Origin of the sequence: Microbacterium sp. (genome assembly GCF_051953575.1) — a bacterium.
In the GTDB taxonomy this organism is placed as follows: domain Bacteria; phylum Actinomycetota; class Actinomycetes; order Actinomycetales; family Microbacteriaceae; genus Microbacterium.
Genome location: NZ_JBQCIP010000042.1, coordinates 13,230 through 37,493, shown reverse-complemented (window position 1 = coordinate 37,493; position 24,264 = coordinate 13,230). Strand labels below are relative to the sequence as shown.

Annotated in this window: 24 protein-coding genes; 8 read left to right on the top strand and 16 right to left on the bottom strand. The window is 69.9% G+C overall.

What is annotated here, in order from left to right; genetic code table 11:
* From ACTHNQ_RS03145 to ACTHNQ_RS03105, 9 genes are all read right to left on the bottom strand, one after another.
* On the bottom strand, positions 1 to 339 hold a 339-nt coding region (locus ACTHNQ_RS03145), incomplete at its 3' end, for a C-glycoside deglycosidase beta subunit domain-containing protein (protein ID WP_440331015.1).
* Between the two features lie 16 nt (positions 340 to 355).
* Positions 356 to 1,138 (bottom strand): nuclear transport factor 2 family protein, encoded by a 783-nt coding sequence (locus ACTHNQ_RS03140; protein WP_440331013.1) that lies wholly within the window; start codon positions 1,136 to 1,138, stop codon positions 356 to 358.
* Complete coding sequence (locus tag ACTHNQ_RS03135; RefSeq protein ID WP_018170253.1) at positions 1,131 to 2,177, bottom strand: sugar phosphate isomerase; 1,047 nt, start codon at positions 2,175 to 2,177, stop codon at positions 1,131 to 1,133. The genes ACTHNQ_RS03140 and ACTHNQ_RS03135 overlap by 8 nt, the downstream gene beginning before the upstream one ends.
* Positions 2,174 to 3,289 carry a sugar phosphate isomerase/epimerase family protein gene (locus tag ACTHNQ_RS03130; protein WP_440331011.1) on the bottom strand — a complete coding sequence of 372 codons (1,116 nt, stop codon included), beginning with the start codon at positions 3,287 to 3,289 and terminating at the stop codon, positions 2,174 to 2,176. Before ACTHNQ_RS03130 ends, ACTHNQ_RS03135 begins: the two co-directional genes overlap by 4 nt.
* Entirely contained in the window at positions 3,286 to 3,690 is a 405-nt protein-coding gene (locus ACTHNQ_RS03125; protein ID WP_440331009.1) for a C-glycoside deglycosidase beta subunit domain-containing protein, read from the bottom strand. The genes ACTHNQ_RS03130 and ACTHNQ_RS03125 overlap by 4 nt, the downstream gene beginning before the upstream one ends.
* A gap of 48 nt (positions 3,691 to 3,738) precedes the next feature.
* Positions 3,739 to 5,253, bottom strand: a complete 1,515-nt coding sequence (locus ACTHNQ_RS03120; protein WP_440331007.1) for a GMC oxidoreductase — start codon at positions 5,251 to 5,253, stop codon at positions 3,739 to 3,741.
* The gene (locus tag ACTHNQ_RS03115; protein ID WP_440331006.1) at positions 5,250 to 6,044 is read right to left on the bottom strand and encodes a TIM barrel protein; all 795 of its coding nucleotides are present in this window, start codon (positions 6,042 to 6,044) and stop codon (positions 5,250 to 5,252) included. Before ACTHNQ_RS03115 ends, ACTHNQ_RS03120 begins: the two co-directional genes overlap by 4 nt.
* A 107-nt stretch (positions 6,045 to 6,151) precedes the next feature.
* On the bottom strand, positions 6,152 to 6,988 hold the full coding sequence (locus ACTHNQ_RS03110; protein ID WP_440331004.1) for a carbohydrate ABC transporter permease: 837 nt from the start codon (positions 6,986 to 6,988) through the stop codon (positions 6,152 to 6,154).
* A gap of 1 nt (position 6,989) precedes the next feature.
* The gene (locus ACTHNQ_RS03105; protein WP_440331002.1) at positions 6,990 to 7,949 is read right to left on the bottom strand and encodes a carbohydrate ABC transporter permease; all 960 of its coding nucleotides are present in this window, start codon (positions 7,947 to 7,949) and stop codon (positions 6,990 to 6,992) included.
* A gap of 268 nt (positions 7,950 to 8,217) precedes the next feature.
* On the opposite strand from ACTHNQ_RS03105, the gene ACTHNQ_RS03100 reads away from it, so the two are divergent.
* Both ACTHNQ_RS03100 and ACTHNQ_RS03095 read left to right on the top strand, forming a co-directional pair.
* A complete protein-coding gene (locus ACTHNQ_RS03100; RefSeq protein WP_440331000.1) occupies positions 8,218 to 9,522 on the top strand; it encodes an ABC transporter substrate-binding protein in 1,305 nt (434 codons plus the stop codon).
* A 107-nt stretch (positions 9,523 to 9,629) separates the two neighbouring features.
* On the top strand, positions 9,630 to 11,807 hold the full coding sequence (locus ACTHNQ_RS03095) for a glycoside hydrolase family 3 N-terminal domain-containing protein (protein ID WP_440330998.1): 2,178 nt from the start codon (positions 9,630 to 9,632) through the stop codon (positions 11,805 to 11,807).
* Position 11,808: 1 nt separating this feature from the next.
* Here ACTHNQ_RS03095 and ACTHNQ_RS03090 read toward each other — a convergent pair whose 3' ends face one another.
* From ACTHNQ_RS03090 to ACTHNQ_RS03075, 4 genes are read right to left on the bottom strand one after another with little or no spacing between them, the layout of a single operon-like run.
* The gene (locus tag ACTHNQ_RS03090) at positions 11,809 to 13,266 is read right to left on the bottom strand and encodes a family 43 glycosylhydrolase (protein ID WP_440330996.1); all 1,458 of its coding nucleotides are present in this window, start codon (positions 13,264 to 13,266) and stop codon (positions 11,809 to 11,811) included.
* Positions 13,263 to 14,168, bottom strand: a complete 906-nt coding sequence (locus ACTHNQ_RS03085) for an alpha/beta hydrolase (protein ID WP_440330994.1) — start codon at positions 14,166 to 14,168, stop codon at positions 13,263 to 13,265. Before ACTHNQ_RS03085 ends, ACTHNQ_RS03090 begins: the two co-directional genes overlap by 4 nt.
* Positions 14,161 to 15,642: a C-glycoside deglycosidase beta subunit domain-containing protein gene (locus ACTHNQ_RS03080; RefSeq protein ID WP_440330992.1), complete on the bottom strand. Its 1,482-nt coding sequence runs from the start codon at positions 15,640 to 15,642 to the stop codon at positions 14,161 to 14,163. Before ACTHNQ_RS03080 ends, ACTHNQ_RS03085 begins: the two co-directional genes overlap by 8 nt.
* A 17-nt stretch (positions 15,643 to 15,659) precedes the next feature.
* Positions 15,660 to 16,961: a C-glycoside deglycosidase beta subunit domain-containing protein gene (locus ACTHNQ_RS03075; RefSeq protein ID WP_440330990.1), complete on the bottom strand. Its 1,302-nt coding sequence runs from the start codon at positions 16,959 to 16,961 to the stop codon at positions 15,660 to 15,662.
* Between the two features lie 208 nt (positions 16,962 to 17,169).
* Here ACTHNQ_RS03075 and ACTHNQ_RS03070 point away from each other — a divergent pair, with 208 nt between their 5' ends.
* From ACTHNQ_RS03070 to ACTHNQ_RS03060, 3 genes are all read left to right on the top strand, one after another.
* Positions 17,170 to 18,123 carry a LysR family transcriptional regulator gene (locus ACTHNQ_RS03070; protein ID WP_440330988.1) on the top strand — a complete coding sequence of 318 codons (954 nt, stop codon included), beginning with the start codon at positions 17,170 to 17,172 and terminating at the stop codon, positions 18,121 to 18,123.
* A 110-nt stretch (positions 18,124 to 18,233) separates the two neighbouring features.
* Entirely contained in the window at positions 18,234 to 19,130 is an 897-nt protein-coding gene (locus ACTHNQ_RS03065; RefSeq protein WP_440330987.1) for a siderophore-interacting protein, read from the top strand.
* Positions 19,131 to 19,275: 145 nt separating this feature from the next.
* Entirely contained in the window at positions 19,276 to 19,803 is a 528-nt protein-coding gene (locus tag ACTHNQ_RS03060) for a DUF1269 domain-containing protein (protein ID WP_440330985.1), read from the top strand.
* 39 nt (positions 19,804 to 19,842) lie between these two features.
* Here the strand turns inward: ACTHNQ_RS03060 and ACTHNQ_RS03055 are convergent, their stop codons facing one another.
* Complete coding sequence (locus ACTHNQ_RS03055; RefSeq protein ID WP_440330983.1) at positions 19,843 to 20,010, bottom strand: hypothetical protein; 168 nt, start codon at positions 20,008 to 20,010, stop codon at positions 19,843 to 19,845.
* Between the two features lie 199 nt (positions 20,011 to 20,209).
* Here ACTHNQ_RS03055 and ACTHNQ_RS03050 point away from each other — a divergent pair, with 199 nt between their 5' ends.
* Positions 20,210 to 21,910 carry a VWA domain-containing protein gene (locus tag ACTHNQ_RS03050; RefSeq protein ID WP_440330982.1) on the top strand — a complete coding sequence of 567 codons (1,701 nt, stop codon included), beginning with the start codon at positions 20,210 to 20,212 and terminating at the stop codon, positions 21,908 to 21,910.
* 339 nt (positions 21,911 to 22,249) lie between these two features.
* Here ACTHNQ_RS03050 and ACTHNQ_RS03045 read toward each other — a convergent pair whose 3' ends face one another.
* Positions 22,250 to 22,678 carry an Hsp20/alpha crystallin family protein gene (locus ACTHNQ_RS03045; protein ID WP_440330980.1) on the bottom strand — a complete coding sequence of 143 codons (429 nt, stop codon included), beginning with the start codon at positions 22,676 to 22,678 and terminating at the stop codon, positions 22,250 to 22,252.
* A 147-nt stretch (positions 22,679 to 22,825) separates the two neighbouring features.
* Between ACTHNQ_RS03045 and ACTHNQ_RS03040 the strand changes: the two genes are divergently transcribed.
* Positions 22,826 to 23,158: a MerR family transcriptional regulator gene (locus ACTHNQ_RS03040; RefSeq protein WP_440330978.1), complete on the top strand. Its 333-nt coding sequence runs from the start codon at positions 22,826 to 22,828 to the stop codon at positions 23,156 to 23,158.
* Positions 23,118 to 23,402: a hypothetical protein gene (locus ACTHNQ_RS03035; protein WP_440330977.1), complete on the top strand. Its 285-nt coding sequence runs from the start codon at positions 23,118 to 23,120 to the stop codon at positions 23,400 to 23,402. Before ACTHNQ_RS03040 ends, ACTHNQ_RS03035 begins: the two co-directional genes overlap by 41 nt.
* 97 nt (positions 23,403 to 23,499) lie before the next feature.
* Here ACTHNQ_RS03035 and ACTHNQ_RS03030 read toward each other — a convergent pair whose 3' ends face one another.
* Entirely contained in the window at positions 23,500 to 24,084 is a 585-nt protein-coding gene (locus tag ACTHNQ_RS03030; RefSeq protein ID WP_440330975.1) for a hypothetical protein, read from the bottom strand.
* Between the last annotated feature and the right edge of the window lie 180 nt (positions 24,085 to 24,264).

Below are 24,264 nucleotides of genomic sequence, written 5' to 3'. Positions count from 1 at the left end.
GATCTGCATGTACAGCAGACGCATGGTCAGGACGACTTCGACGGTGAGCTTCTCGCCCTCCGCGGGCACGTGGTCCAGCGGGATCACGACATCCGGCCGGTCGGCGACGAACCACAGCGTCTCGGACTGCTCGGGCAGCTCGTCGATCGTGTACGTGCGGCCCTGCAGCACGAAGCGCAGGTCCTCACGCGGGACCGCGACGCCGTTGACGGATGCCGCGACCTCGTCGACAGCCGAGAGCCAGAGGCTGCGATACCAGGGCAGCTGCACCGAGACCGCGATGCCGTCGTCGGTGCGACGGACGTCCTTCTCGGCGAAGAGGGAGTTGTGGGTGGCCATGGCGGTTCCTCCGGGCTCAGGCGAGCGTGTCGGTGAAGGTCTCGTGCCGCACCGGCGGCACGGGCTCGAGCTTCTGCACCGTCTCGGGGCTGTACGGGTGGTTCGTCGACGGCACGGGCTCATCGGCGGGCGGCATGAAGACGGGCTTGCCGTCGTCGCCGAAGTACATGAGGTCGAGGTCGAACGCGCCCTGGTTCTTCAGGCCGAAGCTGACCCAGTTCTCCTCGAACGGCGCACGGGCGAGCTCGTAGCAGCGGAACTTCCAGAACTTCCACTCGCCGTCCTGCTTGAGGAAGTCGATCGCGTACTTGCACCACACCCAGTGGGCCCAGACCTTCTTGCCGAGCACCTCGTCGGGCGAGTACATGTCGGGGAACGCCTCGGCCACCTTCGGGTCGGTGAGACCGGATTCGGTGCCCGCCATGAGCCAGACGCCCTTGGCCGTCCTGCCGTCGGCAGCGACCTCGATCACCGGCGTCGTCGTGGCGTGCAGGATGAGCTTGCCCTCGGGGTGCGGGCGGTCGCGGTGGTAGCGCGTCACGCTCTCCCACGTCGTGTACTGGCCGGCGTTGGTGTAGCGCGCGCGGATGCCCTCCGTGCCCTCCTTCACCCACAACGGGATGATCTGCTCGTCCTCGAACGCGTTGTGCAGGTACATGTAGCGGTTGAACAGGTTCTCGACCTGGCCACGGTCCTCGGCGCGCTGCGCGAGGGCGCGGGCGGCAGTCACCTGCTCGCGGAGGTCGGCGAGCTCGGCAGCGAGCTGCGCGACCGAGACGTCGGTGGCGGTGTCAGACATCGGCGGTCTCCTTCGACTGCTCGGCGACGGTCTCTTCGATGGCCTTGCGCATGAGGGCGTGCTGCTTCTTCACGACGTCGATCGGGTCGACCACGCCGAGGTCGACGAACGCGTGACCCTCCCACTCGCTGGACAGATACCCCTGGTAGCCGCCCACGACGAACTGCTTCACGATGCGCGGGATGTCCATCGCCGGCTCGTCGCCGTTCTCGTCGATGTCGTAGAACTTCGCGTGCACGTGGAAGATCTGCGGCATGATGTCGAGCCACTCCTCCGGCGGCACGAGCCCGTGCATGTTGAAAGCCAGGCGGGTGTGCGGCCCGAATCCGACGGGGTCGACACCCTCGCCGATCAGGTAGTCCTCGAACTTCTGGTTGCGCTCGTTCATCGGCATCGGCTCGTGCCAGATCTCGTCCATCACCGCGAAGTGCTTCGGGTCCATGCCCATCAGTTCCAGCTGGTCCAGCAGCAGCGGAGAGAGGGAGTGCATGGTCGACGAGAAGTCCGCGGTGAAGCCGAGGCGCTCCGACTGCAGCTCGTCGTACATCTCGCGCATCTGCACGACGGCCGGGTTGTTCGGCCCCGACGGCGCGTGGATCTCGTAGCCGAGGTACTGGTCGTACTTCTCGGCGAGCGGCAGGAGGCTGCGCAGCAGCTCCTTGCCGTGCGAGCGGATGACGACCTTCTTGAAGCCGAGCGTGTGCGCGGTCTTCAGCTGGCGGGCGAGGAAGTCGTGCTCCTCGTCGGGCGTCATGTCGCGGTCCTTGCGGCGGCCCATGTCGAGGTTCGTGCCGACGGCGCTCGCCTCCAGCCCGTACTTCTCGAGCGAGTCGAACCAGAGCTTGACGAACTCCTGGTCGACGTCGGGGTACGTGCGCAGCAGCTGCGCGATGTTGAACTCGACGCCCGGTCCGATGCCTTCCTCCGCGACGGCGGCGATGAGAGTCTCGGGCGTGTAGAGGCCCGCGGCGAACTCGCTCGTCAGGGAGTACAGCGTCGTGCCGAGCTTGATGCCGGTGCCGGCGATGCCGTCGGTCATGCGGATGCTCCTTGCGTGGTGGGGAGCCAGGCGGCGAGCTGAGCCCGCGCCTCGCTGAGGTCGGTGGTCATGTGCGAGCCGGCGTCGGCGGCAGCGGCGCGCTGCACGGCCTGCTCGTCACGGATGATGTCGAAGGGCGACTGCCAGTAGTTCCAGTGCCAGCCCTCGTACTCGCTCGAGATCGCACCGTTGTAGCCGTTCTCGACGAGCAGCCGGATGAGGTCGCGCACCGGCACCGACGGCTCTTCGCCGTTCTCGTCGATGCCGAAGAACTTGCCGTGGACGTGCTTGATCCACGGGAAGATCTCGAGCCAGTCGTCCACGCGCGCCGGACCGAACAGGCCGGTCGCGTTGATGCCCATGTCGATCCCCAGGTCGGGGCGACCGTGCTGCGCGGCGAGGCCGATGAACCGGCCGAAGCGCTGACCGTGCTCGGCCTGGTCGGCGGGCGGGCCCTGCCGGTAGAACTCGTCCCACAGCCCCGTGACCGCCGCAAGCAGCTCCTCCGAGGCGCCGCGGCGGCGGTACGCCTCGATCAGCGAGGGGGCGAAGCCCGAGACGGTGGCGCCCCAGTCCATCGTGAAGCCCAGGAACGGCGACCCGACCTTGTCGTAGCGGTCGCGCAGCGCCAGGATGCGCGGGTGGGAGGCGTACTGGTCGGCGTGCACCTCGAGGGCGAGCGTGACGCCGTACTCCTCGGCGATGGGAGCCAGGGCCTCCATGGAGTCGGGCGTGATCGAGATCTGCACGCGGGCGATGGGGAAGCCGAGCTTGGCCGCCGCCGCGATCTGCCGGCGCATGTACTCCAGCAGCTCGTCCTGCGTGAGCAGACGGTCGCGGTGGATGCCGATGTCGGCGTTGACCGCGAGCGAGGTCGTGACGAGCCCGGTCTCGGCGATGAGGTCCTTGAACCAGCCGGCGTAGTGGTCGTCGATCTCGGGGAAGCCCCGGAAGCTGGAGAATCCGATGATCTCCAGGCCTGGGCCGTATCCGTCGGCGGCGACCTTGCGGATGAGCCCCTCGAGGTCGTACTCGCGGCCGTGGAAGGCCCGGGTGAAGCTGTAGAGCGTCACGCCCTGGATGGGACTGCCCTTCGTGTGGGGGGCGCTCATGCCGCCACCGCCTTCCGTGCGGTCATGGTCTTCGTGTCGTGCTCCTCGATGTGGAGCACCTCGTCGTCGCCGATGACGATGTAGGGGATGTAGAGGACCAGGCCGACCTCCACCGTGTGGTCGGCATCGCCCTCGAGGGGGATGTCGCCCGACAGCACCGCGGAGTCGGCGGGGAACCACCACTCCTCGGTGTTGGGGACGAGCTCGGCCAAGGTGAAGGTCCGGCCGTTCATCTCCCAGCGAAGCGACTCCGCCGGCGCCTCGACGCCGTCGACGGTGAGCTTCGCGCCGCCGAGGCACGAAGCGGGCAGCGCGCGGTACCACGGCAGGCGAACCTCGACCGCAGCACGGGTGCCGTCGGTCGTGAGCGTTCCCTGCTCGATGATGCGATCGGGGATCACGTCAACTCCTGACTACTTTGTCCTTGTTTCTACACTCTAATGTCTGAATCAGACAGAAGCAAGATCGCGCACGATCTTCCTGGCGCCGCGCACGCCGAGAGCGACGGACGTGACGGTCGGGTTGCACGCCGTCGCGGTCGGAATGACGCCATTGCCGGCGACGAAGAGCCCCGGAACACCCCACACCTCGCTGTCGGGACCGCACACGCTCGTGCCGTCGTCGGTCTCGCCCATCCGTGTGGTGCCCTGGTAATGCAGCGACGACCCGAGCGGAAGCGTGAACGGGCGGGGATCGAGCGGCTCGCCGACGGCTTCGCCCAGCCGCACGATCTCTGCGCGCGCGCGTTCGATCACCTGGTGGTCGCGATCGGTCAGTGTGTAGTGGATGCGGGGCGCCGGCATCCCGTAGGCATCTCGCTCGGCATCGTCGAACTCGATCCGGTCGTCGGCCTGCAGGTCCTTCGCGCAGAAGAGTCCGAGGCCGACGATCGAGCCGGGAACGACGGGGTCGTCCTCGGCGAGCGGGATGGGCGAGGCATCGAGCTGCATCACCTGGCCGTGGAAGGGCACGTCGTCGGTGAACGGCACCCAGCTCACTCCGCTGTACTCGGCCAGACCCGTCGTCGGGGCGTCGGCCCCGAGCGTCTCGACGCCGCGCAGCCGGGAGGCGAAGACCACCTGCGCCTGATCGTTGAGGTAGCGCCCGAGAGCGGCGGGACGGATGCCCGAGGCCCACAGCAGCTGCGGAGTGCGCAGGGCGTCGGCGGCGACGACGACGAACCGGGCGGCCACCTCGTGCGTCTCGTCGGAGCGGAGGTCGCGCACCCGCACGCCGGCCGCGCGCCCGTCGCGTACGAGCACGGCGGTGACGAGGGATTCGTCGAAGAGAGAGAAGGCCGGGTTCGCGCGTGTGACATCGCCGAGGACGACATCCGATCCCGACCACACGAGGCGGCCGTCCTCGCGGCGGTGCGCGGCCAGAGGCATCCGCTGCACCTTCGTCTCGGCGGTACGGCCCTCGTCGACGGCCCTCGCGAGGCGCTCGCGGACGATCTCACCGAAGGGCGCCGCGTCGAACGCGTTCGTGCTCACGCCCAGGAGCCGGTCGCCTTCCGCGAGGAGCTCGTCGAGATCCTGCAGGAAGGCGATGCGCTCGCTGCCACCCGGACGCGGGCAGGCGCCGGTCCAGTGGGCGGACATGCCGCCGACGTTGCTCGACATCGCGGCGACGGGGAGCCCGTCTTCGCCCGGGAACTGATAGCCGTCCGGCAGCAGAAACGTGCCCGGACGGGCGGCTCGCACGCCTGCCTTCGCGGCTCCGGGGTTGGCGACCTTCGCACCCCGCTCCCCCGGCCCCTCCGAGGCGGCCTGGGCACGGGCCCGCGCCTCGGGGTCGGCGATGTTCTTGACGTGCGCCCCCGGCGGGTCCGAGATCGTGGGCCCGACCTCGAACATCGCGATCGTCGCTCTGGGCGCCTGCTCGCTCAGGATCCGCGCGTAGGCGGCTCCGGTCGGACCCGATCCGACGATGGCGACGTCGACGGCCTCGGGGTATCGGCTCATGCCGACGCCGCCAGATCCCGGATGAGGGCGACGGATGCCGCCGACTCCTGCGTCGGGTAGTACTCGAGCCCGATCGGTCCGTCGTAGCCGGACGCACGGAGAGCGCCGAGCTTGGCCGCCCAGTCGAGGTCGCCGGAGCCCGGCTCTCCGCGGCCCGGGGCATCCGCCAGCTGCACGTACGCGATGAGGTCACCGGCGTTCGCGAGCTCCGCCGCCATGTCCTCGCCCTCCACGGCAGAGTGATAGATGTCGTAGAGCACGCCGAAGAAGGGCGAGTCGACGCCGCGGGCGACGTACACGGCCTCGGCGGTGCGGTCCAGCAGCGACCCGGGGTGGTCGACGCGCACGTTGACCGGCTCGAGCGCGAGCGTGATGCCCGACCCGTCGATCTGCGCGATGGCCTTCTGGTAGATCTCGATGAGCTTGTCGAGCTGGACCTGCCGCTTCCAGCCGCCGAATCCGGTGCCGCTGCCGACGACGATCCTCGGGCAGCCGAGGTCCTGCGCGATCGCGACGCCCTCGTCGAGCTTGCGGAAGAACTCGGAGTGATCCCACGGCGGGATCATGAACTGGGTGCGCGGCTCCGACAGCTGAGCCGTCAGCTGCGTGCCGGTCTCTTCGAGCGCCGCCTTCAGTGCCGGGAGGTCCTTCCGCGCCGCCGGCGCGTCGACGCCGGTGGGCCCCCACATCTCGACGGCGTCGAAGCCCGCGGCCGCCGCCGCGCGCACGCGGTCGTGGTAGTCGCCGGCCTCGGTGAAGAGGAGTTCGATGTTGGGTGCGAGCTGATACATGGGGCCCTCCGGTGTGCGGGTGTCAGATGTGTGGGCGACGTGCGGCCGACGGCATCCACCGCCCGACCGCTCGACGATCCGGTCGCCCCCGAATCGTTGGGCGGAGCTCAGCCCTTCAGACCGCCGGCGAAGCCCTGGATGAACTTCTTCTGCGCGAACATGTAGAACGCGAGGATCGGGATCATCGAGATGATCACGACGGCGAAGATCTTGTTCCACGCCGACACCAGGCCGCCGACGTACGTGTACATGGCGACCGGCAGCGTCTGCGTCGTCGAGCCGCCGAGGAAGATCAGCGAGTTGAAGAAGTCGTTCCAGATGATGAGACCCGTGAGGATCGCCACCGTGCCGGTCGCCGGCGCCATCAGCGGAAGCACCACCCGGAAGAACGCCTGCGTCGGCGACGCACCGTCGATGACGGCGGCCTCTTCGTACTCGGTCGTGAGGCCGCGGAAGAAGCTGGCGTAGAGGAACACCGACAGGGGCAGCAGGATGCCGATCCACAGCAGGATCATGCCCAGCGCGTTGCCCGTGAGACCCACGCTCCGCGCGCCGATGTAGAGGGGCACGGTGCCCAGCTGCGCGGGCAGCACGATCGCGATGAGCACGAGGTAGAAGGTCAGGTTCGTCCACGTGCGGGTGCGGCGCGTGATGACGTACGCGGCGACCGAGCCGAAGAGGACCAGCCCGAAGATGGCGCCCGCCGTGATGATCGCGCTGTTGAGGATCGCCATCGGGATGCTGTTGCGGCCGCCCGTCGTCAGCACCTCGATGAAGGCGTTGAAGTCGAGCGACTGCGGCGGCGTGATGGCGCTGGTGGTGAGCGCTTCCTGATCGGTCTTGAACGCGGTGGCGACGAGGAAGTAGAAGGGCAGCAGCCCGATCAGCGTGATGATCCAGATCATCACTTCGCGCGCCGCGGTGAGCTTCGTGTAGCGGAACATGTCAGGCCTTTCGAGCCGCGTCGCGGTCGCGCGTCGCGTACTGCTGCAGGATCGCGAAGACGAGGATGATGAGGGTCAGCACGAGAGCCAGGGCCGAGCCGAAGCCGAACTGCCCGAGCGAGAAGGCCTGCTTGTACACCTGCGTCGCAAGCGTCTCGGTGGCCCCCGCGGGGCCGCCTCCCGTGAGCGCGAGGATCTGGTCGAAGATCCGCAGTCCCTGGATGATCCCGAGGGTGGTCGCGATCGCGATGGAGGGACGGATGCCGGGCACCATGACGTGCCAGAACCGCTTGAAGACGCCGGCGCCGTCGAGTGCGGCCGCCTCTTCGAGCTCGACGGGCACCGAGGCGAGTCCGGCGAGGTAGATGACCATCACGAAGCCCGTCTGCTGCCACACGACGGTGAGCAGGATCGCCCAGATCGACCACGTGGGGTCTGCGAGCCACACCTTCTGCCAGGACTCCAGACCGATCGCGGCCAGGAAGCCGTTGAGCGGGCCGTTGAACTGGAAGATGAACTTCCAGATGTAGGCGACCGCGAGCGGGCTCAGCACGACCGGCATGAACAGCAGCGTGCGCAGGATGTAGCGCGTCTTGAGCGTGCGGTTGATCGCGAGCGCGAAGCCGAGGCCGAGGATGTTCGTGAGGATCACGGAGCCGAACGCCAGGAACAGCGTGTTGACCACGGCGCCGACCATGAGCGGGTCGTTGAAGATCCGCACGAAGTTGTCGAGGCCGATGAACTCCCAGTCGCCGAGGCCGGTCCAGTTCGTGAAGGCGAAGAACCCTCCGGTGAGGTTCGCCACGTAGTGCACCGCGATCACGAGGATGATGGCGGGGAGCGCCCACCACCAGTGCCCGTAGCTGATCAGCGGGCGCCGGCCGCGGGGGCGCGGCGTGCGGCGGGCTTCGGGAGGCACCGTGAGGGTGCGCGTCGCGTCTCGCTCGATCGTCACTGTCATCTGCTCTCTGACCTCGTCGTCATGCGCCCCTTCACCGGCGGCGTCCCAGCCACTATCACACACTTGTGTCGGAAGCACACATTAGTTTTGGCAATACCGGATATAAGTCGGGGACACCCCCGCGATGCCATCCCGGATCAACGAGGCAAGTGCCGCACATAAGCAGAACTAATGTCAGAAACCTACATATCATGCGACGCTTGAGATGCGGCCCCGAGGCCGAGCCAGCAACCCGAGCTGGCGACAACGAAGTCACGAAAGGGTCGAAATGCCACAGCACACAGCCTCCCGGCCTCTCCGCTGGTCGCTTCTCGCGGCACCGGTGGCCGGCATCCTCATCCTCGCCGGCTGCTCCGGCAGCAACGGCGACAACAGCGGCGGAAGCGACGACGGCGACGCCGCCGGCTCGTCCTTCACCGTCATGGTCGCGCAGGCGAACGACGCCGACGACAACTACGCCAAGACACTCGAGGCGTACTCGAAAGAGACCGGCGTCAAGGTCGAGGTCATCCCCTACCCGTCGGAGGCCTACAACACCCAGGTCACGACGCAGCTCCAGGGCGGGAACGCCGCCGACATGATGGTCCTCTCGCCCGGCACCGGTCAGGCCATCTCGGTCGTGACCCTCGCCGAGGCCGGGTTCCTCGAGCCGCTCGACAAGACGTCCGAGGGCGTGGTCCCCGACGGCACGCAGAACCTCTACGAGGTCGACGGCAAGATCTACGGCCAGCCCACCGCACTGGCTCCGGTCGGCTACGTCTACAACCCGGGCGCCGCCAAGGAGGCGGGTGTCGCCGAGTACCCCGACTCGTACGACCAGATGCTGAAGGACTGCGCCACCGTGCGCGACGCCGGCAAGTCGTTCACGGTCGTCGCCGGCGCGATCCCCTTCAACACGGGGCTGCTCGCCCAGCTGATCTCGGCCACGCGCGTCTACGCCGGCGAGCCGGACTGGAACGAGCAGCGCGCGGACGGCAAGGTCACCTTCGCCGACAGCGACGGCTGGAAAGAGACGCTGAACGACGTCATCGAGCTCAACGAGAAGGGCTGCTTCCAGGACGGCGCCGCCGGCGGCACGTTCGACAACATCACCGCCAACATCGCCGGCGGACAGTCGCTGACCGCAGCCGTCCCCGGCTCGGCGGCGATCTCGATCGGCAGCGCGACCGGGGTCGAGCTGAACGTGCAGGCCTTCCCGCCCGCCGACGGCCAGAAGCCGTTCGTCCTCGCCTCGGCGAACTACGCGTGGGCGATCAACGCGAAGGCCAGCGACGGCGCGAAGAAGTCCGCGCAGGACTTCCTCGACTGGGTCGCCCAGCCGGAGCAGGCGAAGGCCTTCGCCGACCTGTCCGGCTTCGTGCCGATCACCGGCGTGACCGCCGACGACCTGCTGCCGATCTACCAGCCGATCGCCGACCAGCTCGAGAACGGCGACTTCGTCGGCCTCCCGAACGCCAGCTGGCCGAACCCCGCCGTCTACGACGCCCTCGGCGTCGGCGTGCAGGGTCTGCTGACCGGCCAGAAGACGGTCGAGCAGGTGCTGTCCGAGATGGATGCCGCCTGGGGCGACTGACCGCCCATCCGCTGTGAACGATGCCGCCCGAGGCGAACGCCCCGGGCGGCATCGTCATGAACCGCGGGCGTGGACGCTCGCCGACCGCATACCTGAGGAGCCCCGCCATGACCCGATCCGCACGTGTGCGGCGACTGCTCGCCGAGATGACGCCTGACGAGAAGCTCGGCCAGCTGCAGATCGTCTTCCGCCCGCGGCACGACGACGCGGCCGACCTGATCCGCCAGGGCGTCGGCTCGATCTTCTGGCCCCGCTCGGCGGGCGCGACCAACGCGCTGCAGCGGGTCGCCGTCGAAGAGACCCGTCTCGGCATCCCCGTGCTGGTCGGCCTCGACGTCATCCACGGGCAGCGCACGATCGCTCCGGTCCCGCTCGGGCAGGCGGCGAGCTTCGATCCCGCTCTCGTCGAACAGCTCGCCGCACTCGCCGCCGCCGAGGCGCGCTCCGGGGGCGTCACCTGGACTTTCTCGCCCATGGTCGACATCTCGCGGGATCCTCGATGGGGGCGCGTGGTCGAGGGGTTCGGCGAAGACGTCCACCTCACCTCGATCATGGGGCGCGCGATGGTGCGCGGCTACCAGGGAGACGACCTCGCAGACCGGGGCTCGATCGCGGCGACGGCGAAGCACTTCGTCGCCTACGGACAGCCGGAGGGCGGCCGCGACTACAACGGGGTCGACGTGTCGGAGCACCGCCTGCGCAACGTCTATCTAGAGCCGTTCCGCGCCGTCGTCGACGAGGGCGCGGCCTCGGTCATGGCGGCGTTCAACACCGTCGCGGGAGTGCCGATGCACGCCAACAGGAGGCTGCTGACGGACGTGCTGAAGAACGAATGGGGGTTCGACGGCGTCCTCGTGGGCGACGCCGACGCCGTGCGCAACCTCCTCCCGCACGGCGTCGCAGAAGACCTCGCGGATGCCGTTGCGCTGGCGTTCCGGGCCGGGCTCGACGTGGAGATGGGCGGCGCACCCCGCGAGGTCGCGGCCGGAGCGCTCGCGGCGATCGACCCTGCGCGCCTCGACGACGCGGTCGCCCGGGTGCTCGGGCTCAAGGAGTCGCTCGGGCTCTTCGACGCCCCTTACGCTCCCGAGTCTGACGAGCTCGTCGCGCCCACCAGCGCCGGGCGGGCGCTGGTCCGGCGCGCCGCCGCCCGGTCGTCGGTGGTGCTCGCGAACGACGGCACCCTGCCGCTGGCGACTCCATCCCGCGTGCTGCTGACAGGCCCGTACGCCGCGTCGACGGACCACCTCGGCGCGTGGACGCAGTCCTTCGGCGCGGCAGCCCGGTCCGTCGCCGACGAGTTCGCCGCGAGGCGTCCCGGTGTCGAGCTTCGGGTGGTGGCGGGCGTCGACTTCCTCGGCGAGGACGCATCCGGCATCGCGGAGGCCCGGGATGCCGCACGGGCGAGCGACGTCGTCGTGGTGCTCGTCGGCGAGCCGAGCACGCTCTCGGGCGAGGCGGCCTCGCGCAGCGATCTGCGCCTGCCGGGCTGCCAAGCGCAGCTGATCCGCGAGATCGCCGCTACCGGCGTCCCCTTCGCGGTGATTGTGGAAACCGGTCGCCCGCTCGTCGTCTCGGATTGGATCGACGTCGCGCCGGCGGTTGTCGTCGCATGGCACGGCGGCACGGAGGCCGCAGAGGCGATCGTCGACGTCCTCCTGGGCGACGCCGAGCCCGCCGGACGCCTGCCGATGTCATGGCCGCGGTCGGTTGGCCAGATCCCGATCCACTACGCGCACGAGAACACCGGCCGCCCCGCGACGACGGGCGGCTCTCTCACCTCAGAGAACGCCGAGACCGTCGACATCGGCCTGCACGGGCCGGCGAACCTGCAGGACAGATACACCTCGAAGTACCTCGACCTCGAGCTCGGCCCGCAGTTCGCCTTCGGCCACGGATCGGGCTATGCGACGTTCTCGCACGCGACGGCGACGCTCTCTGGGGCGTCGATCACGGGTGCCGAGCTCGAAGGCGGCGGGGCCCTGACGCTCGCACTCGCCGTCGTCAACACTTCGGCGCGGAGCGGCGACGAAGTCGTGCAGGTCTTCGTGGAAGACACCGTCGCGAGCGTTGCTCCACCGGTCCGCCGTCTCGTCGCTTTCGAGCGCAGGACGATCCCGCCGGGAACGACGACGGTGTTCACCTTCGAGATGGGGCGCGAGCAGCTCGGCTTCTGGGCGACGCGAGCCGCGGCGCCCGCGTTCGTGGTCGAACCCGGGCTCTTCCGGCTTCACGTGGGCAGCACGCTCGCCTCGACGCAGGCGATCGACCTCAGGGTCATGTGACTCAGATCAGCGGACGATACCGGAAGTCGCGGAAGCGCACCGACCCTTCGCCGGCCGCATAGAGCGCCGGCCGCAGACTGACCAGGTCGCCCATCGTGTTGGCGTGGTACCCGGACGTCTCGTAGCGGATGGCGTGACGCATCCATTCGCCGCCCGGCACGCGGTACCAGCCGGTGACGATGTGGCGGTCGTTGCGGATCCGCAGCTGCAGACGGCCGGCCGCGGGCGCCGGCTCGCGCCAGTGCGTGACGTGGCCGCCCGAGTAGCTCCGCATCCGCTCGCCGTCGATCCCCATGCCGCAGAACAGCCGGTCGTTGAAGAAGAGCAGCAGGCCGCCTTCGGCCCGGTCGATCTCGACGTCGACCTCGACCTCATAGGCGTGGTCGCCGACCACGAGAGCGAGCGGCGATGTGGCGCCCGGCCCCGCTCCCTTGCCCGCCATCACCAGGCCGTCGTCGAGCGTGAGGCGCGCGGCTTCACCCGGCGACGGCGCGTGGAAGGTCCATCGCTCGCCGAGGCGCAGCGCGTCGAAACCGTCGTGGAAACCGACAGAAGGAGGTTGGTGGGATGCCGCCGACGGCGCCTCCAGCTCGCCGCCGATGTCGTCGGTCCCGGCGACGGGCCAGCCGTCGTCGGTCCACGCGATCGGCTCGAGCAGGATCTGACGCCCGAGCGTGCGGTAGCCGTTCTCGTACCCGTGCGACACCATCCACCAGCTGCCGTCGACGGCGGGGAGCATCGTGGCGTGTCCGCGCGACCACCACTTCTCGGCCGCGTCCACCGTGCGCGCCACGGGGTTGTGGGGGCTGTTCTCCCAGGGTCCATGCACCGACCGGGAGCGCGCGACGATGACCATGTGGCCGGTCGGCGGACCGGCCGTGCCGCCGACGGCGCTCACCAGGTAGAACCATTCGCCTCGGCGGAACAGCTTCGGCCCCTCGAGCGCGTACGCCTCGGTGATCCAGTCGTCGGGGTACCGCCAGCCGTCGTACACCTGCTCCAGCTCGCCGACCGTGGCGAGACCGTCGTCGGTGAGAGCGGTGCGGCGGATGCCGTTGACGAAGAGGTAGCGTCTGCCGTCTTCGCCCACGACGTGGCCCGGGTCGATCGCTCCGCGGATGCCGAGGTCGATGGGCTCGGACCACGGCCCTTCCATGGATGCCGCATGCACGACGAAGATCGACGGCTCGGTCAGCTTCGACCACGGCGCGGGGATGAACGGGATGTAGATGAAGAAGCGGCCGCCGACCTCGGCGATGTCGACGGCGAAGGTGCTCCCGAGCGGCTCGGCGAGAGCGGAGCCGGCGTAGATCCAGTTCACGAGATCCGGAGATCTGTAGAGCAGGAGTCCGGGCGCCGACTCGAACGACGAGTACGTCAACCAGTACTCGTCGCCGACCCGGATCACCGCGGGGTCGGGTCGGTCTCCGCCGAGGACCGGATTGACGAACGTCGTCATGACCTCGTGATCCAGCCCGCGATCGCCTCGACGGTCGGCAGCGCGGTCGGGTCGGCAGGCTCGTTGATGTGGCCATGGCCGGCGCCCCGTTCGAGTCGCAGCACGACGTCGACTCCGGCGGTCTCCAGCTGCCGGGCGAAGGCCTCGCCGGACGGACGCAGCTCGTCCGACTCGCACACGAGCACGAACGTCGGCGGCAGGCCGTCGGCCGTCCCGAGCGCCGCGAACGCGTGCGGATCCGACAACGCCTCGACGGACCCTGCGAAGTTCAGCGCGAGCGCTCCCTGCGGGGAGTCGCGGTCGAGTTCGGCCGAGGCCCCGGGGCCGTTCGGGTGCACGACCGGGTAGACGAGGACGACCCCCGCGGGCACCGGCTCGCCGGCATCCCGCAGCCGCGCGACCGCGCCGGCCGTCAGGTTGCCGCCGGCGCTGGCACCCCCGAGGAGGACGTCGCCGGTGCCGAACAGCTCCCCCGCATGTTCGAGCGCGTACCGCCATGCGACGAGCACGTCGTCCGAGGGCTCGGGGAAGTGCACGTCGCCGAGGCACTTGACGTAGTCGACGGCGAGTACCGGGATCCCGCGGGCCGCGAGCTCGAGCGCGACCCAGTTCGACTCCGGCATGTCGAGGTGACCGCCGATGAACGCCCCGCCGTGGACCCAGACGAGAGCGCGACGGGATGCCTCGGCCGAGGCATCCCGGTACAGCCGCACCGGCACCGCACGGACGGGGCCCGCGATCGTGAGATCGCGGGTCTCGACGTTCGCGAGCCGCGGGAATCGGCGCTTCAGCGACGCGGTGTCGATCCCGGGGCGCGGGTCGGCCGGCTCCCCCCGCTCGCGGAGCATCCGGAGCACCTCGGGCAGCGGCAGAGCGCGGAAGTCGACCTCGATGTCAGACATGCGCCGCCTGCACCGCGCGCATCGAGGCACGGATGAGGTCGTGCTGCCGGCGGACGAGCACGAGCGGGTCGACCTCGCCGAGCTCGGCGAAGGCGTGACCCTCCCACTCGCTCGACCAGTAGCCGCGGTAGCCGCCCTCGACGAAGACGCGCACGAGCTCCGGGTAGTCGATCGCCGGCTCCTGGCCGGTCTCGTCGATTTCGTAGAACTTCGCGTGCACGTGCAGGATCTGCGGCATGATGTCGGTCCACCCGCGTGGATCGACATGCCCGTGCATGTTGAACGCGAGATGGGCGAACGCGCCGAGCCGTCCGGGGTCGAAGTCGCGGCTCTTCAGGTAGCCGATGAACTCCTGCTGCCGCTCCTGCATGGTCGCATCGGTCGCCCAGATGCGCTGCAGCTCCGCGACCGCCTGGTCGTCCAGCCCCGCCCGGCGCACGGCCCGCAGCAGGGTCGGCGACATGCTGCGCATCGTTGCCGAGAAGTCCGCGACGAACCCGAGCAGCGGTGAGTCCAGCTCGGCGTAGGTGTCGCGCACCTTCAGGATCGCCTCGGCGTTCGGCCCCATCGGCGCATGGATCTCGTACGCCAGCTTCAGCTCCAGCCGCTCGGCGACCGGCAGCAGCCGCCGCAGCAGCTCCGGCTTCGCCGACTGGATGCGCACCAGGGGGAACCCGAGCTTCTTCGCTCCCTGGAACATCAGCTCGCTGAACGCGAACTCCTCATCGGGCGTCATGTCGCGGTCGCGCCGCCGGCCCATGTCGAGGTTGGCGCCGAACGAGCTGGCGTCGAAGCCGTGCCTGTCGAACGCCGCCCGCCACTGGGAGACGAAGGCGTCCGACACGACGGGATAGGTGGGCAGCACCTGAGACGCCACGATCTCGATGCCGGGTCCGATGCCGAGCTCGGCGACGCGGTCGAGCAGGCCGTCGAAGTCGTACCAGCCCGCGCGGAACTCGGCACTGGCGGAGTAGAGGGTGAGCCCGAGCCGGAACGGGTCGTCGTCGGTCGCCGGCGGCGCCGGCGTCGAGACCGTCGCGATCGCCGGGGCCGCGGCATCCGTGTCGGTCACCGTCAGCGTGAGCGACTGGCGCACGATGTTCGGCACGTACATGCCCGGGCCGCCGTCCTTGCCGGGAGCGATCTGCATGTACGGCAGACGCAGCTCGCCGAAGATCTCGACGTCATGCTGCTCGCCGAGCGCGGCGGGCCGGTCGCGGCGGACGACGAGGAGAGGATGCTGCTGCAGGAACCACAGCGTCTCGCTCTGCTGCGGCAACTCGGCGATGGCGTACCGGGTGCCGTCGAGCTCGAACGCGAGGTCGTCGACCGGGATCTCGACGCCGTCGAGAGTCACGCGCAGCGTGGAGACGGACGAGAGCCACAGACTCCGGTACCAGGGGATCGTGAGCCGCAGCGCGAGGCCGTCCGGGTGGGCACGGAGGCTGTCTTCGGCGATGAGTCCGTTGGGCATGGTTCGCTCCGGGAGGGTCAGAGGCGGGAGGCGATCGAGCGGATGAGCGAGTGCTGTCGACGCACCTGCTCAAGGGAGCGCCACGGGATCCGCTCGCCCTCGTACTCGCTGGAGAGGTAGCCCGTGTACCCCGCATCCTTCAGCGCGCGCAGGACGGGCTCCCACGGGATCTGCTGGTCTTCGAGGTTCTCGTCGATGTCGTGGAACTTCGCCTGGATGAAGACGACGTACTTCGCGATGTCGGCGATATCGGCGGGGTCGACCGCGATGCCGTCCAGGAAGGCCGGGCGGCGACCGGGCAGCTCGCCCGGCTTCAGCGGGATGGGCCGGTCCTGGAAGATGCCCGTGTCGAGCAGCAGGCCGAAGTGCTGCGTGCCGGTGCGTTCGATCAGGTCGATGTAGTCGTCGACGACTTCGTGCTTGATCGGCGTCGGCGAATGGATCTCAGGGCAGATGACGACATCGAGCTCGGCGGCGAGGTCGAGCGAGCGCTCGACCGACTCGGTCCAGATCGGGTGCGGGATGAGGTCGCTCGAGACGACGCCGATCTTCGGGCGCACGAAGCGGAAGCCGAGACGCTTGGCGAGCCGCAGGTCGCGCTGCAGCATCTCCGCCCCATCGACTGCGGTGAGGTCGCGCGCGTGCACGCCGCTGGAATGCAGGCGTGTGTCGATCCACGACCCGTAGTTCGTCGGCTCGAGCGAGTACTTCTCGAGCAGCGAGAACCAGCGGTCGATCCACTCGGTCGTCGGCTCGGGGTACCGCTCGATGTGCCCTTCGCCGAGGATCTCGACGCCGGTCGCACCGACGTCCGCGACGGCGGCGAGCGCGGTCTCGAGGTCCATGACGGTGCCGTAGTCGGTCATGAAGCTGTACAGGCTGACGCCGTACTGGAAGGGACCGCCGTCCTCGGACGAGGTGAGCGTGATGTGGCGCGACACCTCGTACGTCGAGGGCTGGTGCTCCTGCGGGATGTACGACATGCGCAGGCGCAGCTGGATCGAGACCTCGTGGGTGCCCTCGGGCAGGCCTCCCGGGTGCGGCACCGTGACGATCGCGGCCTCTTCGAGCGGCCACCGGACGCCGTCCGAGTCCCACAGCTCCTGCAGCCAGTACGTGCGTCCGGCGAAGGTCCACCGCGGCACGTCCGCGGGGACGTCGACGAGATCGCCCACGCGCACCGCGACGCCGTCGATGAGGGATGCCGCCATCCCCCGGTACGACGGCATGCGCAGGCGGAGCTGGAAGCCGGTGATCTCGCCCCCTTCGCGCACGTTGCGGAAGCCGACGGACTGGATGAGGTCTCTCTCGAGAAGCATCGATGCTCGCTCTCTGGGTCGGGACCGCGCTGTCGCGGACCGGAAGTCCCGTCGAGACTATCAGTCTTAGGATTGATTTAGACATAAGTAAGTTGGATGCGCGCATAATCGCACCGCGGCGTGCACATCGCCGCGAACGATGCCACTTCCCGCCGACATAGACCGCACGGATACACTGGACAGAGGCATCCCGAATCCGGAGGAGCATGTGTCCGATCAACCCCTGCTCTCCCGCCTCGACCTGAATCTGCTCGTCGCTCTGGATGCGCTGCTCACGGAGCGCAGCGTGACGCGCGCCGCCGAGCGGCTCCACCTGAGCCAGCCCGCGTTGAGCGCGTCGCTGGCCCGACTGCGCACGCACTTCAACGACCAGATCCTCGCCCGCCGGGGCAACACCTACGAGCTCACTCCCCTCGCGCTCCGCCTCACCGAGCACACCACGACGGCGCTCGAAGCCGCCCGCCGCGTGTTCGAGAGCCAGGCGACCTGGAGCCCGCGGGACTCCACCCGCGAGTTCTCGATCTACGGCTCCGACTACGGCTTCGCCACCATCGGCAGCCAGGTCTCGCGGCTCGCCGCCGAGGAGGCTCCCGGCGTGCGGTTCCGCTTCATGCTGCACAACCCCGCCATCGTCGACGACGTCATCAACCGGCTGCGCTCTGCCGACGGCATGGTGATCCCGCACGGCCACCTCACCGACCTGCCCTATGCGGACCTGTGGCGCGACGACTGGGTCGTGGTCGCCTCGGAGTCGAACGAGCGCGTCGGCGAGCAGCTCACCATGGAGGTGCTGGGCGAGCTGCCGTGGGTGTTCACGTACCAGTCCCGCACCGCCTTCACCTCGGCGGCGCGCCAGCTGCAGCAGCTCGGGGTCGAGCCGCGCATCGAAGCCGTGGTCGAGAGCTTCCTCGCACTGCCGTACTTCATCGCCGGCACCGACCGCCTGGGCCTGATCCAGGCCGGGCTGGCCCACGTCGCCGAGTCCGTGCCCGGCGTGCGCACGCTCACGGCTCCCTTCGACGCCACGCCCGTGGTCAACGCCCTGTGGTGGCACCCCGTCCACGGCCGGGACCCCGAGCACGCGTGGATGCGGAGCATCTTCGAACGGGCCGCGGCCTCGCTGTCGAGCGCCGACGCAGCGGTCGAGCAGCGGAGCTTATGAGCGAGGCGCTGCGCCGGCGAGGCCTGCTCGGCCGGTGACCTCCCGGCGCCGATCGCTTCGGGGCGTGGTTTGCTGGACGGAGCCCCCGCCGCACCGCCGAAGGAGACGACATGACGGATGCCTCGATCCCGCCCACTCCCGCCGCCCCGCTCCCGCAGGGCGCCGACGGAGTGTCGCCGTTCTCGCGCGCCGGCGCACGGCACCGTTTCACCGCACGCCGGGCGCACGTCGTGTCGGTCGATGACGTCTCGCCGGCGATGCGACGCGTGCGGCTGACCGGACCCGGCTTCGGGGATTTCGCGAGCAGCGGTCCGGCCGACCACGTGAAGGTGTTCTTCCCCGACCCCGAGACCGGCGAGCTCGTCGCGCCGAGCGCACTCGGCCCCGGTGAAGACGGCATCGCCCGCCCCGACCGTCCCATGCTGTCGCGCGACTTCACGCCGGTGCGCGTCGCCCGCACCGCCGACGGGGTCGCCGTCGACCTGGACTTCTACCTGCACCCCTCGCCAGGACCTGCCTCGGCGTGGGCGAGCGGCGCACAGGTCGGCGACGAGCTCGTGCTCGTCGGGCCGCGCGGTTCCCGCGGTGCGCCGCAGGGCGCCGCACACCTGCTGCTGGTGTGCGACGAGACCGCGCTGCCGTCCGCGACGCGCTGGGCCGCCGAGGTGCCCGCGGCCACGTCCGTCGACCTCGTCGCGGTGTCCGCCGACGGCGGGGACTGGGTCGCGGACTATGTCGCGGCGACATCCGGGCGCGACGACGTCCGGCTGCATCCCGTCTCACCCGGCGACCCCGAGGCCCTGGTGCGCGCGGTCGACGCCGTGGGAGTGGATGCCGCGACCTTCGTGTTCGCGGCGGGTGAGGCATCCTCCCTCATCCCGCTGCGCCGACACCTCAAGCGAACGCTCGCCCTCCCGGCGGAGCAGGTATCGGTGAACGGGTACTGGAAGCGCGGCACCGCCGCCTTTGATCACCACGCCCCGATCGACCCGTCCGACCCGGACTGAGCGCCGGCGCGAAACGCCGCGCAACAGGGACCTTCGGCCCTCCCCACCGCCGCGTTCCCGGCGCTACGATCGCACCACCGTCCTGAAGCGGAGCAGTGGGGGCGTTGGGCCGAGCGCTTCCGGACGCGATTCGAAGGAGCAGTCAATGGGCACGAAGAATCTCGCACTGGTGGTCGGCTCGTACGACGACACCGCCGCCGCGTCGGACGACTACCAGGCGCTGCGCAGCGGCCAGGATGCCGGCGGGTACGAGATCGTCGGAGCGGTCGTGCTGGTGCGCGACACGGACGGCAAGGTCCAGGTCCACGAGCACGGCGACAAGACGGTCGGCCACGGGGCCGCCTGGGGCGCCGGCGCGGGCGTGGTCGTGGGGCTGTTCGCTCCGCCGCTGCTGGCCGCGACCGCCGTCGGCGCCGGCATCGGCGCGCTGCTCGGCAAGATCAAGAAGAGCCGCGACGAGAAGCAGTTCGGGGTCGACGTCGACGAGTACCTCGCCCCCGGAACCTCGGCCGTCGTCGCCGTGGTCGACGACAAGTGGGCCGACAGGGTCGAGAAGGCGCTCGATCGCGCCGACAAGCGCATCAGCAAGGCCATCGACTCCGACGACTACGACAAGCTTCGCGAGGCCATCGAGAAATCGGCCGACGACGTCGTCGAGCAGATCAACTCCTAGACCCGGCCGAGACAGACACCCCTGACGGGCTCCGGCTCGTCAGGGGTGTTTCGCGTGGTCTGCGACATCCGGCTTCGCGCGCAGCAGGTCGGCGATCTCCTCCTCAGGACGCGGAGCGACGTTCTCGTCCTCCTCGAGCTCGGGGATGCTCGGCTCCCCCGCATCGGGGACGTGGTCGTGGGCGGGGTGCGCGTCGTGGTCAGACACCTCGGCTCCTTCGCTGCTCGTGGTGCTCACAGCGTAGGCGAGCGGCCGGCCGGCACCGAGTGGAGGCGTTCCGTTTCGGGTCAGCTGGCCAGTCGCCTATACTCCACCGGAAGTATCCCCCCACATACGACGCCGTATTTCCCAGATACGACGACGTATCCCGCAGCGGGTTCCCGACCCGCCGTCCATCGGAGTGCCAGTGGTTCGAGTGCAGCCGAACACGCCCGCCAGCAGCAGTTCCCCGACCCGCGCCGAGGTCCGCGCCGCCCAGCAGCGCAAGCGCTCGCTGATCCTGCTCGCCGTCGTGCTGGGCCTCGTCGTCGCCCTCGTCGTGGTGATCGGCGTCGTCTTCGCCCGCGGCGCGGGCGGCGAGCCCGCGGCCGAGCAGCCGCCGGTCGCGGCGGGCGGATGCCTGCCGTCCGATCTGCGCATCACCTCCGACCCCGCGGTCGCAGGAGCGGTCCAGGCGATCGTCGACGGCATGGGCGAGAACTGTCCCGATGCGACGATCGTCACCGAAGACAGCGCGGCCACCGCCGACGCGCTCAGCACGGGGGCCGAGCCGGACTTCGATGTGTGGGTGCCCGACTCGGCGATGTGGCCCGCACGGGTGACCGGGCAGGCCGAGCGCACCGGAGTGGACGCCGCCGACCTCGTCGTCGACGGCGCGCTCGCGAGCACGCCTGTGGTGTTCGCGACGACCGAGCCCACCGCAGCGACCCTCGCGGCTGCCGAGGCCGGGTTCTCCAGCTTCGCGCAGCGCTCGGTGGCGGTCGTACTGCCCGATCCGGCGACGGTGGCTGCGAGCTCCGCCGCGCTGCTCGCGCTGCAGACCGCGCTCAACGGCGACGCACGCACCTTCACCGCGCTCGCGCTCGGGCTCGATCCGGGAGTCACACAGACCGCGACGGCCGCACTCGACGCCGTGTCGGCCGCGACGACGCCGACGGTCGCCGTGACCACCGAGCAGGCCGTGCAGGCCTACGACGAGGATGCCGCGACGCCGCTGGTCGCGGTGTACCCCGCCGACGTGAAGCCGGCGGTGAGCGTGCCGCTCGTGACGGTCGCGGGCGCCTCGGACCAGACCGCCGCCGCGGTGAAGGCGCTCGTATCGGCTGCGGCCGACGCGGGCGACGTGCTCGCCCAGCACGGTTTCCGGGACGCCGCCGGCAGCCCCCCGGCCACCGCCACCGGTGACGCCGAGACGACCATCGCTGCGCCCGACGCCGACACCAGCGCGAACCAGGCAGAGGCGCTGCGCACGTGGCAGGTGCTCACGGCCCCCTCGCGGATGCTGTCGCTCAACGACGTCTCGGGTTCGATGCTGCAGCCTGTCACGGCCGACATGCGACGCATCGACCTGTTCGAGCAGGCGGCCGTCCGCGCCGTCAACTCGCTCTCGGCCGATTCGTCGCTGGCGACCTGGGTGTTCTCCAGCCGCCGGATCGGCGGGCAGGACTGGCAAGAGATCGTGCCGTTCGGCTCGCTCGGCGACCCGGCGCACAAGCAGCTCACGATCGACACCGCGAACAGTCTCGACACCCTCGTCGGCGGCGGGACGGGCCTGTACGACAGCGTGCTCGCCGCCGTGACCTACATGCGGCAGACCTACGAGCCCGGCAAGGTGAACCTGGTGCTCCTCAACACCGACGGCGTCAACGAGGACGATGACGGCCTGGACCTGCCGGGCGTCCTCGCGGAGCTGGAGAAGCTCCGCGATCCTGCGAAACCGGTCGCCGTCATCGCGATCGGCTACGGGCCCGACACCGACCAGGCGGCCCTGGAGCAGATCGCCGCCGCCACCGACGGCGCGGCGTACCAGGCGCTGCAGCCGACCGACATCGGCACGGTGCTCATCGACGCCGTGACCCAGCGCGGCTGCCGTCCCGGCTGCGGCTGAGACTCGGACGGGGTGGATGCCGCGTCAGCCGGCATCCACCCGTCCGAGCCTGTCGCGCGCCGGCGGGCGGCGAGCGCTGCCGCGATCGGGCAGGCACGGTGCCGCCCCTCTCGTCCGGCGCAGGCGTGCCGCGATCACCCGACGGCGGTCGCCGACGCACCGGGCGTCCCGGTGCTGGAACGCCTGCGCGCATCGCGACAGGCGGAGGACCGGGCCAGTTCGCCGAGACGATCGCGTCGAACTCGGCCGCGAGCAGCTCCTCGTCGCTGCAGATGAGGTCGATGAACACCTCGTCCACACGCCGGTCGCTCACACGCCCACGCATGTCGGCACCGCGTCTCAGGCGTTGATCGCCTGCTGGGTCCGCCCGCCGGCGATCGGGATCTTGCGCGGCTTGGCCTGCTCGGCGACCGGGATGCTCAGCGCCAGGACTCCCGCGTCGTAGTTCGCGCTGATGTGCTCGGTGTCGAGGTTGTCGCCGAGCACCAGCTGGCGGCTGAAGATGCCGCGAGGGCGTTCGGCGGCGATGAGCTCCGCGTCGCTCGCCCGGTGCGGGCGTTCGGCACGGACCGTGACGACATTCCGCTCGACATCCACGTCGATCGACTCCGGATCGACCCCGGGCAGATCGAATTCGACGTGGAAGGTGTCGTCCGCCCTCCACGCATCCAGCGGCATCACCGCGGGTCGGGCCATCGTCCCGTCGGACCCGAGCATCTGCTGAGCGAGCCGGTCGAGCTCGCGGAACGGGTCGGTGCGCATCAACATGATTCCACCTCCGTCTTCTCTGTTGCGTTGATGCTGTGACGACTGAGGTTCTAGCGATCTATATCAGTCGCCATAGATTTTTTGTACCACCCGTGGCATGGTGGATGCAAGAGACGAGTCGGAAGTTCCTGAAGGAGAGCACGCGCGATGACAGCCTCGACCCCTGCCGAGCCGGACCCCGACCGCGGGGTGTACGGCATCTCGGTCGCGGCCGAGCTGGCCGGAACCGGCGTGCAGAACCTGCGTGCGTACGAGGCCCGCGGGCTGCTGCTGCCGGATCGCTCCGCCGGAGGCACCCGCCGGTACAGCGCGAACGACCTGGTCATGCTGCGTCGCATCGGCGACCTTCTGGATGCCGGACTGAACCTCGCCGGGATCGCGCTGGTGATCCCGCTCCAGGACGAGAACGACCGACTCCGCGCGCAGAGGAGCACCACTGATGAACGACAGGTTCACACTGCAGCAGCTGACCCCCGTTGAGTGGATCATCGTCGATCGCTCACGCGAGCAGCATGACCCTCATCGTACGGTCGCGTGCATCCACGAGGCCCGCGAGGGCGAGTACGAGATCGTCTGGCTGCGCCGGCTCGGCCTGCCGTCGTCGTATCCGTCCCCGCAGCAAGTGCTGGACGACGTCGTGCGAGTGGCATCCCACCCGTTGTGGGTCCCGTCACGCAAACCGGTGCCGATCCCGCATCTCGCCCCGCCGCGCGTCGCAGCCTGACGAAGACGGCTGGTTGGGCCTGCTCCGGCCGAGGAACGCGTGGGGTGCCGACGGGCATCGGTTCTTCGCCGAGAACCGCGCGACCGGCGCCGCCGGATCAGCCCTGCCCCGGCGCTCCGTACTGTCCGCCGTCGGGCAGGGGCGGGCACACGGCCGATGCCGTGAGCGCGGCGACCTCGGCCCGCACGGCGACGTCGCCGCCGGACTTGCCGAGCGTGTAGACGATGCCCTCCTGCGCGCCGGGCGCGGGGATGTAGCCGACGATGGTGCCCTCGATCGCCGGGTCGTCGAGCGGCGGGCCGACGGCAGTCGTGATGAGGTCGGCGGTCGGATTCTCCCTGATCCACTTGGTCGCCTCGAGGACCGTCATGTCGGGGATCATCCAGTAGCCCTCGAGCTCTTCGACCGGGCCGCACGGCCACCCGGTGTACGAGTTGAACCCGAACCTGAGGTCGGTGGGCTCGGCGCCCGGAGGGAGATTGACGGCGTCGAGCCATCCCTGCGCCTTCGCCCGCGCAGCGGCGGCCTCGGGATCCAGGGTGGCGGTGGGCTCGGGCGTCGGCGCGGGATCGCTGCCGCCCGGGAGCGCGTCGAGAGCCCCGCCCGGCCGAGGAGTCGCGCAGCCGGCCAGCGACAGGGCGAGGACCAGCGAACCGACGACCAGCAGTGAGCGACGTGCCATGCCCTCACGGTAGTGGTCCGCCGCCGCGGCGCGCGCACGCCTGTGGACAACGGGCGGACGCATGCCTCGCGAAACGACCGCGCCGGTCGCACAATGGCAGGAGGCCCCCGCCGGTTCGTGACCGGGCGCCGGCATCCACGTTCCCGAGGCTGGACGTCGCAGCCGTTGATTTCTGCGGCG

Bases quoted from the DNA above. Each gene is read 5' to 3' on its own strand.
- ACTHNQ_RS03095 (WP_440330998.1), top strand. From the start codon at position 9,630: ATGACCCGATCCGCACGTGTGCGGCGACTGCTCGCCGAGATGACGCCT.
- ACTHNQ_RS03130 (WP_440331011.1), bottom strand. From the start codon at position 3,289: ATGAGCGCCCCCCACACGAAGGGCAGTCCCATCCAGGGCGTGACGCTC.
- ACTHNQ_RS03080 (WP_440330992.1), bottom strand. From the start codon at position 15,642: ATGCCCAACGGACTCATCGCCGAAGACAGCCTCCGTGCCCACCCGGAC.
- ACTHNQ_RS03090 (WP_440330996.1), bottom strand. From the start codon at position 13,266: ATGACGACGTTCGTCAATCCGGTCCTCGGCGGAGACCGACCCGACCCC.
- ACTHNQ_RS03135 (WP_018170253.1), bottom strand. From the start codon at position 2,177: ATGACCGACGGCATCGCCGGCACCGGCATCAAGCTCGGCACGACGCTG.
- ACTHNQ_RS03085 (WP_440330994.1), bottom strand. From the start codon at position 14,168: ATGTCTGACATCGAGGTCGACTTCCGCGCTCTGCCGCTGCCCGAGGTG.
- ACTHNQ_RS03075 (WP_440330990.1), bottom strand. From the start codon at position 16,961: ATGCTTCTCGAGAGAGACCTCATCCAGTCCGTCGGCTTCCGCAACGTG.
- ACTHNQ_RS03100 (WP_440331000.1), top strand. From the start codon at position 8,218: ATGCCACAGCACACAGCCTCCCGGCCTCTCCGCTGGTCGCTTCTCGCG.
- ACTHNQ_RS03030 (WP_440330975.1), bottom strand. From the start codon at position 24,084: ATGGCACGTCGCTCACTGCTGGTCGTCGGTTCGCTGGTCCTCGCCCTG.
- ACTHNQ_RS03040 (WP_440330978.1), top strand. From the start codon at position 22,826: ATGACAGCCTCGACCCCTGCCGAGCCGGACCCCGACCGCGGGGTGTAC.
- ACTHNQ_RS03120 (WP_440331007.1), bottom strand. From the start codon at position 5,253: ATGAGCCGATACCCCGAGGCCGTCGACGTCGCCATCGTCGGATCGGGT.
- ACTHNQ_RS03115 (WP_440331006.1), bottom strand. From the start codon at position 6,044: ATGTATCAGCTCGCACCCAACATCGAACTCCTCTTCACCGAGGCCGGC.
- ACTHNQ_RS03105 (WP_440331002.1), bottom strand. From the start codon at position 7,949: ATGACAGTGACGATCGAGCGAGACGCGACGCGCACCCTCACGGTGCCT.
- ACTHNQ_RS03035 (WP_440330977.1), top strand. From the start codon at position 23,118: ATGAACGACAGGTTCACACTGCAGCAGCTGACCCCCGTTGAGTGGATC.
- ACTHNQ_RS03110 (WP_440331004.1), bottom strand. From the start codon at position 6,988: ATGTTCCGCTACACGAAGCTCACCGCGGCGCGCGAAGTGATGATCTGG.
- ACTHNQ_RS03060 (WP_440330985.1), top strand. From the start codon at position 19,276: ATGGGCACGAAGAATCTCGCACTGGTGGTCGGCTCGTACGACGACACC.
- ACTHNQ_RS03065 (WP_440330987.1), top strand. From the start codon at position 18,234: ATGACGGATGCCTCGATCCCGCCCACTCCCGCCGCCCCGCTCCCGCAG.
- ACTHNQ_RS03045 (WP_440330980.1), bottom strand. From the start codon at position 22,678: ATGTTGATGCGCACCGACCCGTTCCGCGAGCTCGACCGGCTCGCTCAG.
- ACTHNQ_RS03140 (WP_440331013.1), bottom strand. From the start codon at position 1,138: ATGTCTGACACCGCCACCGACGTCTCGGTCGCGCAGCTCGCTGCCGAG.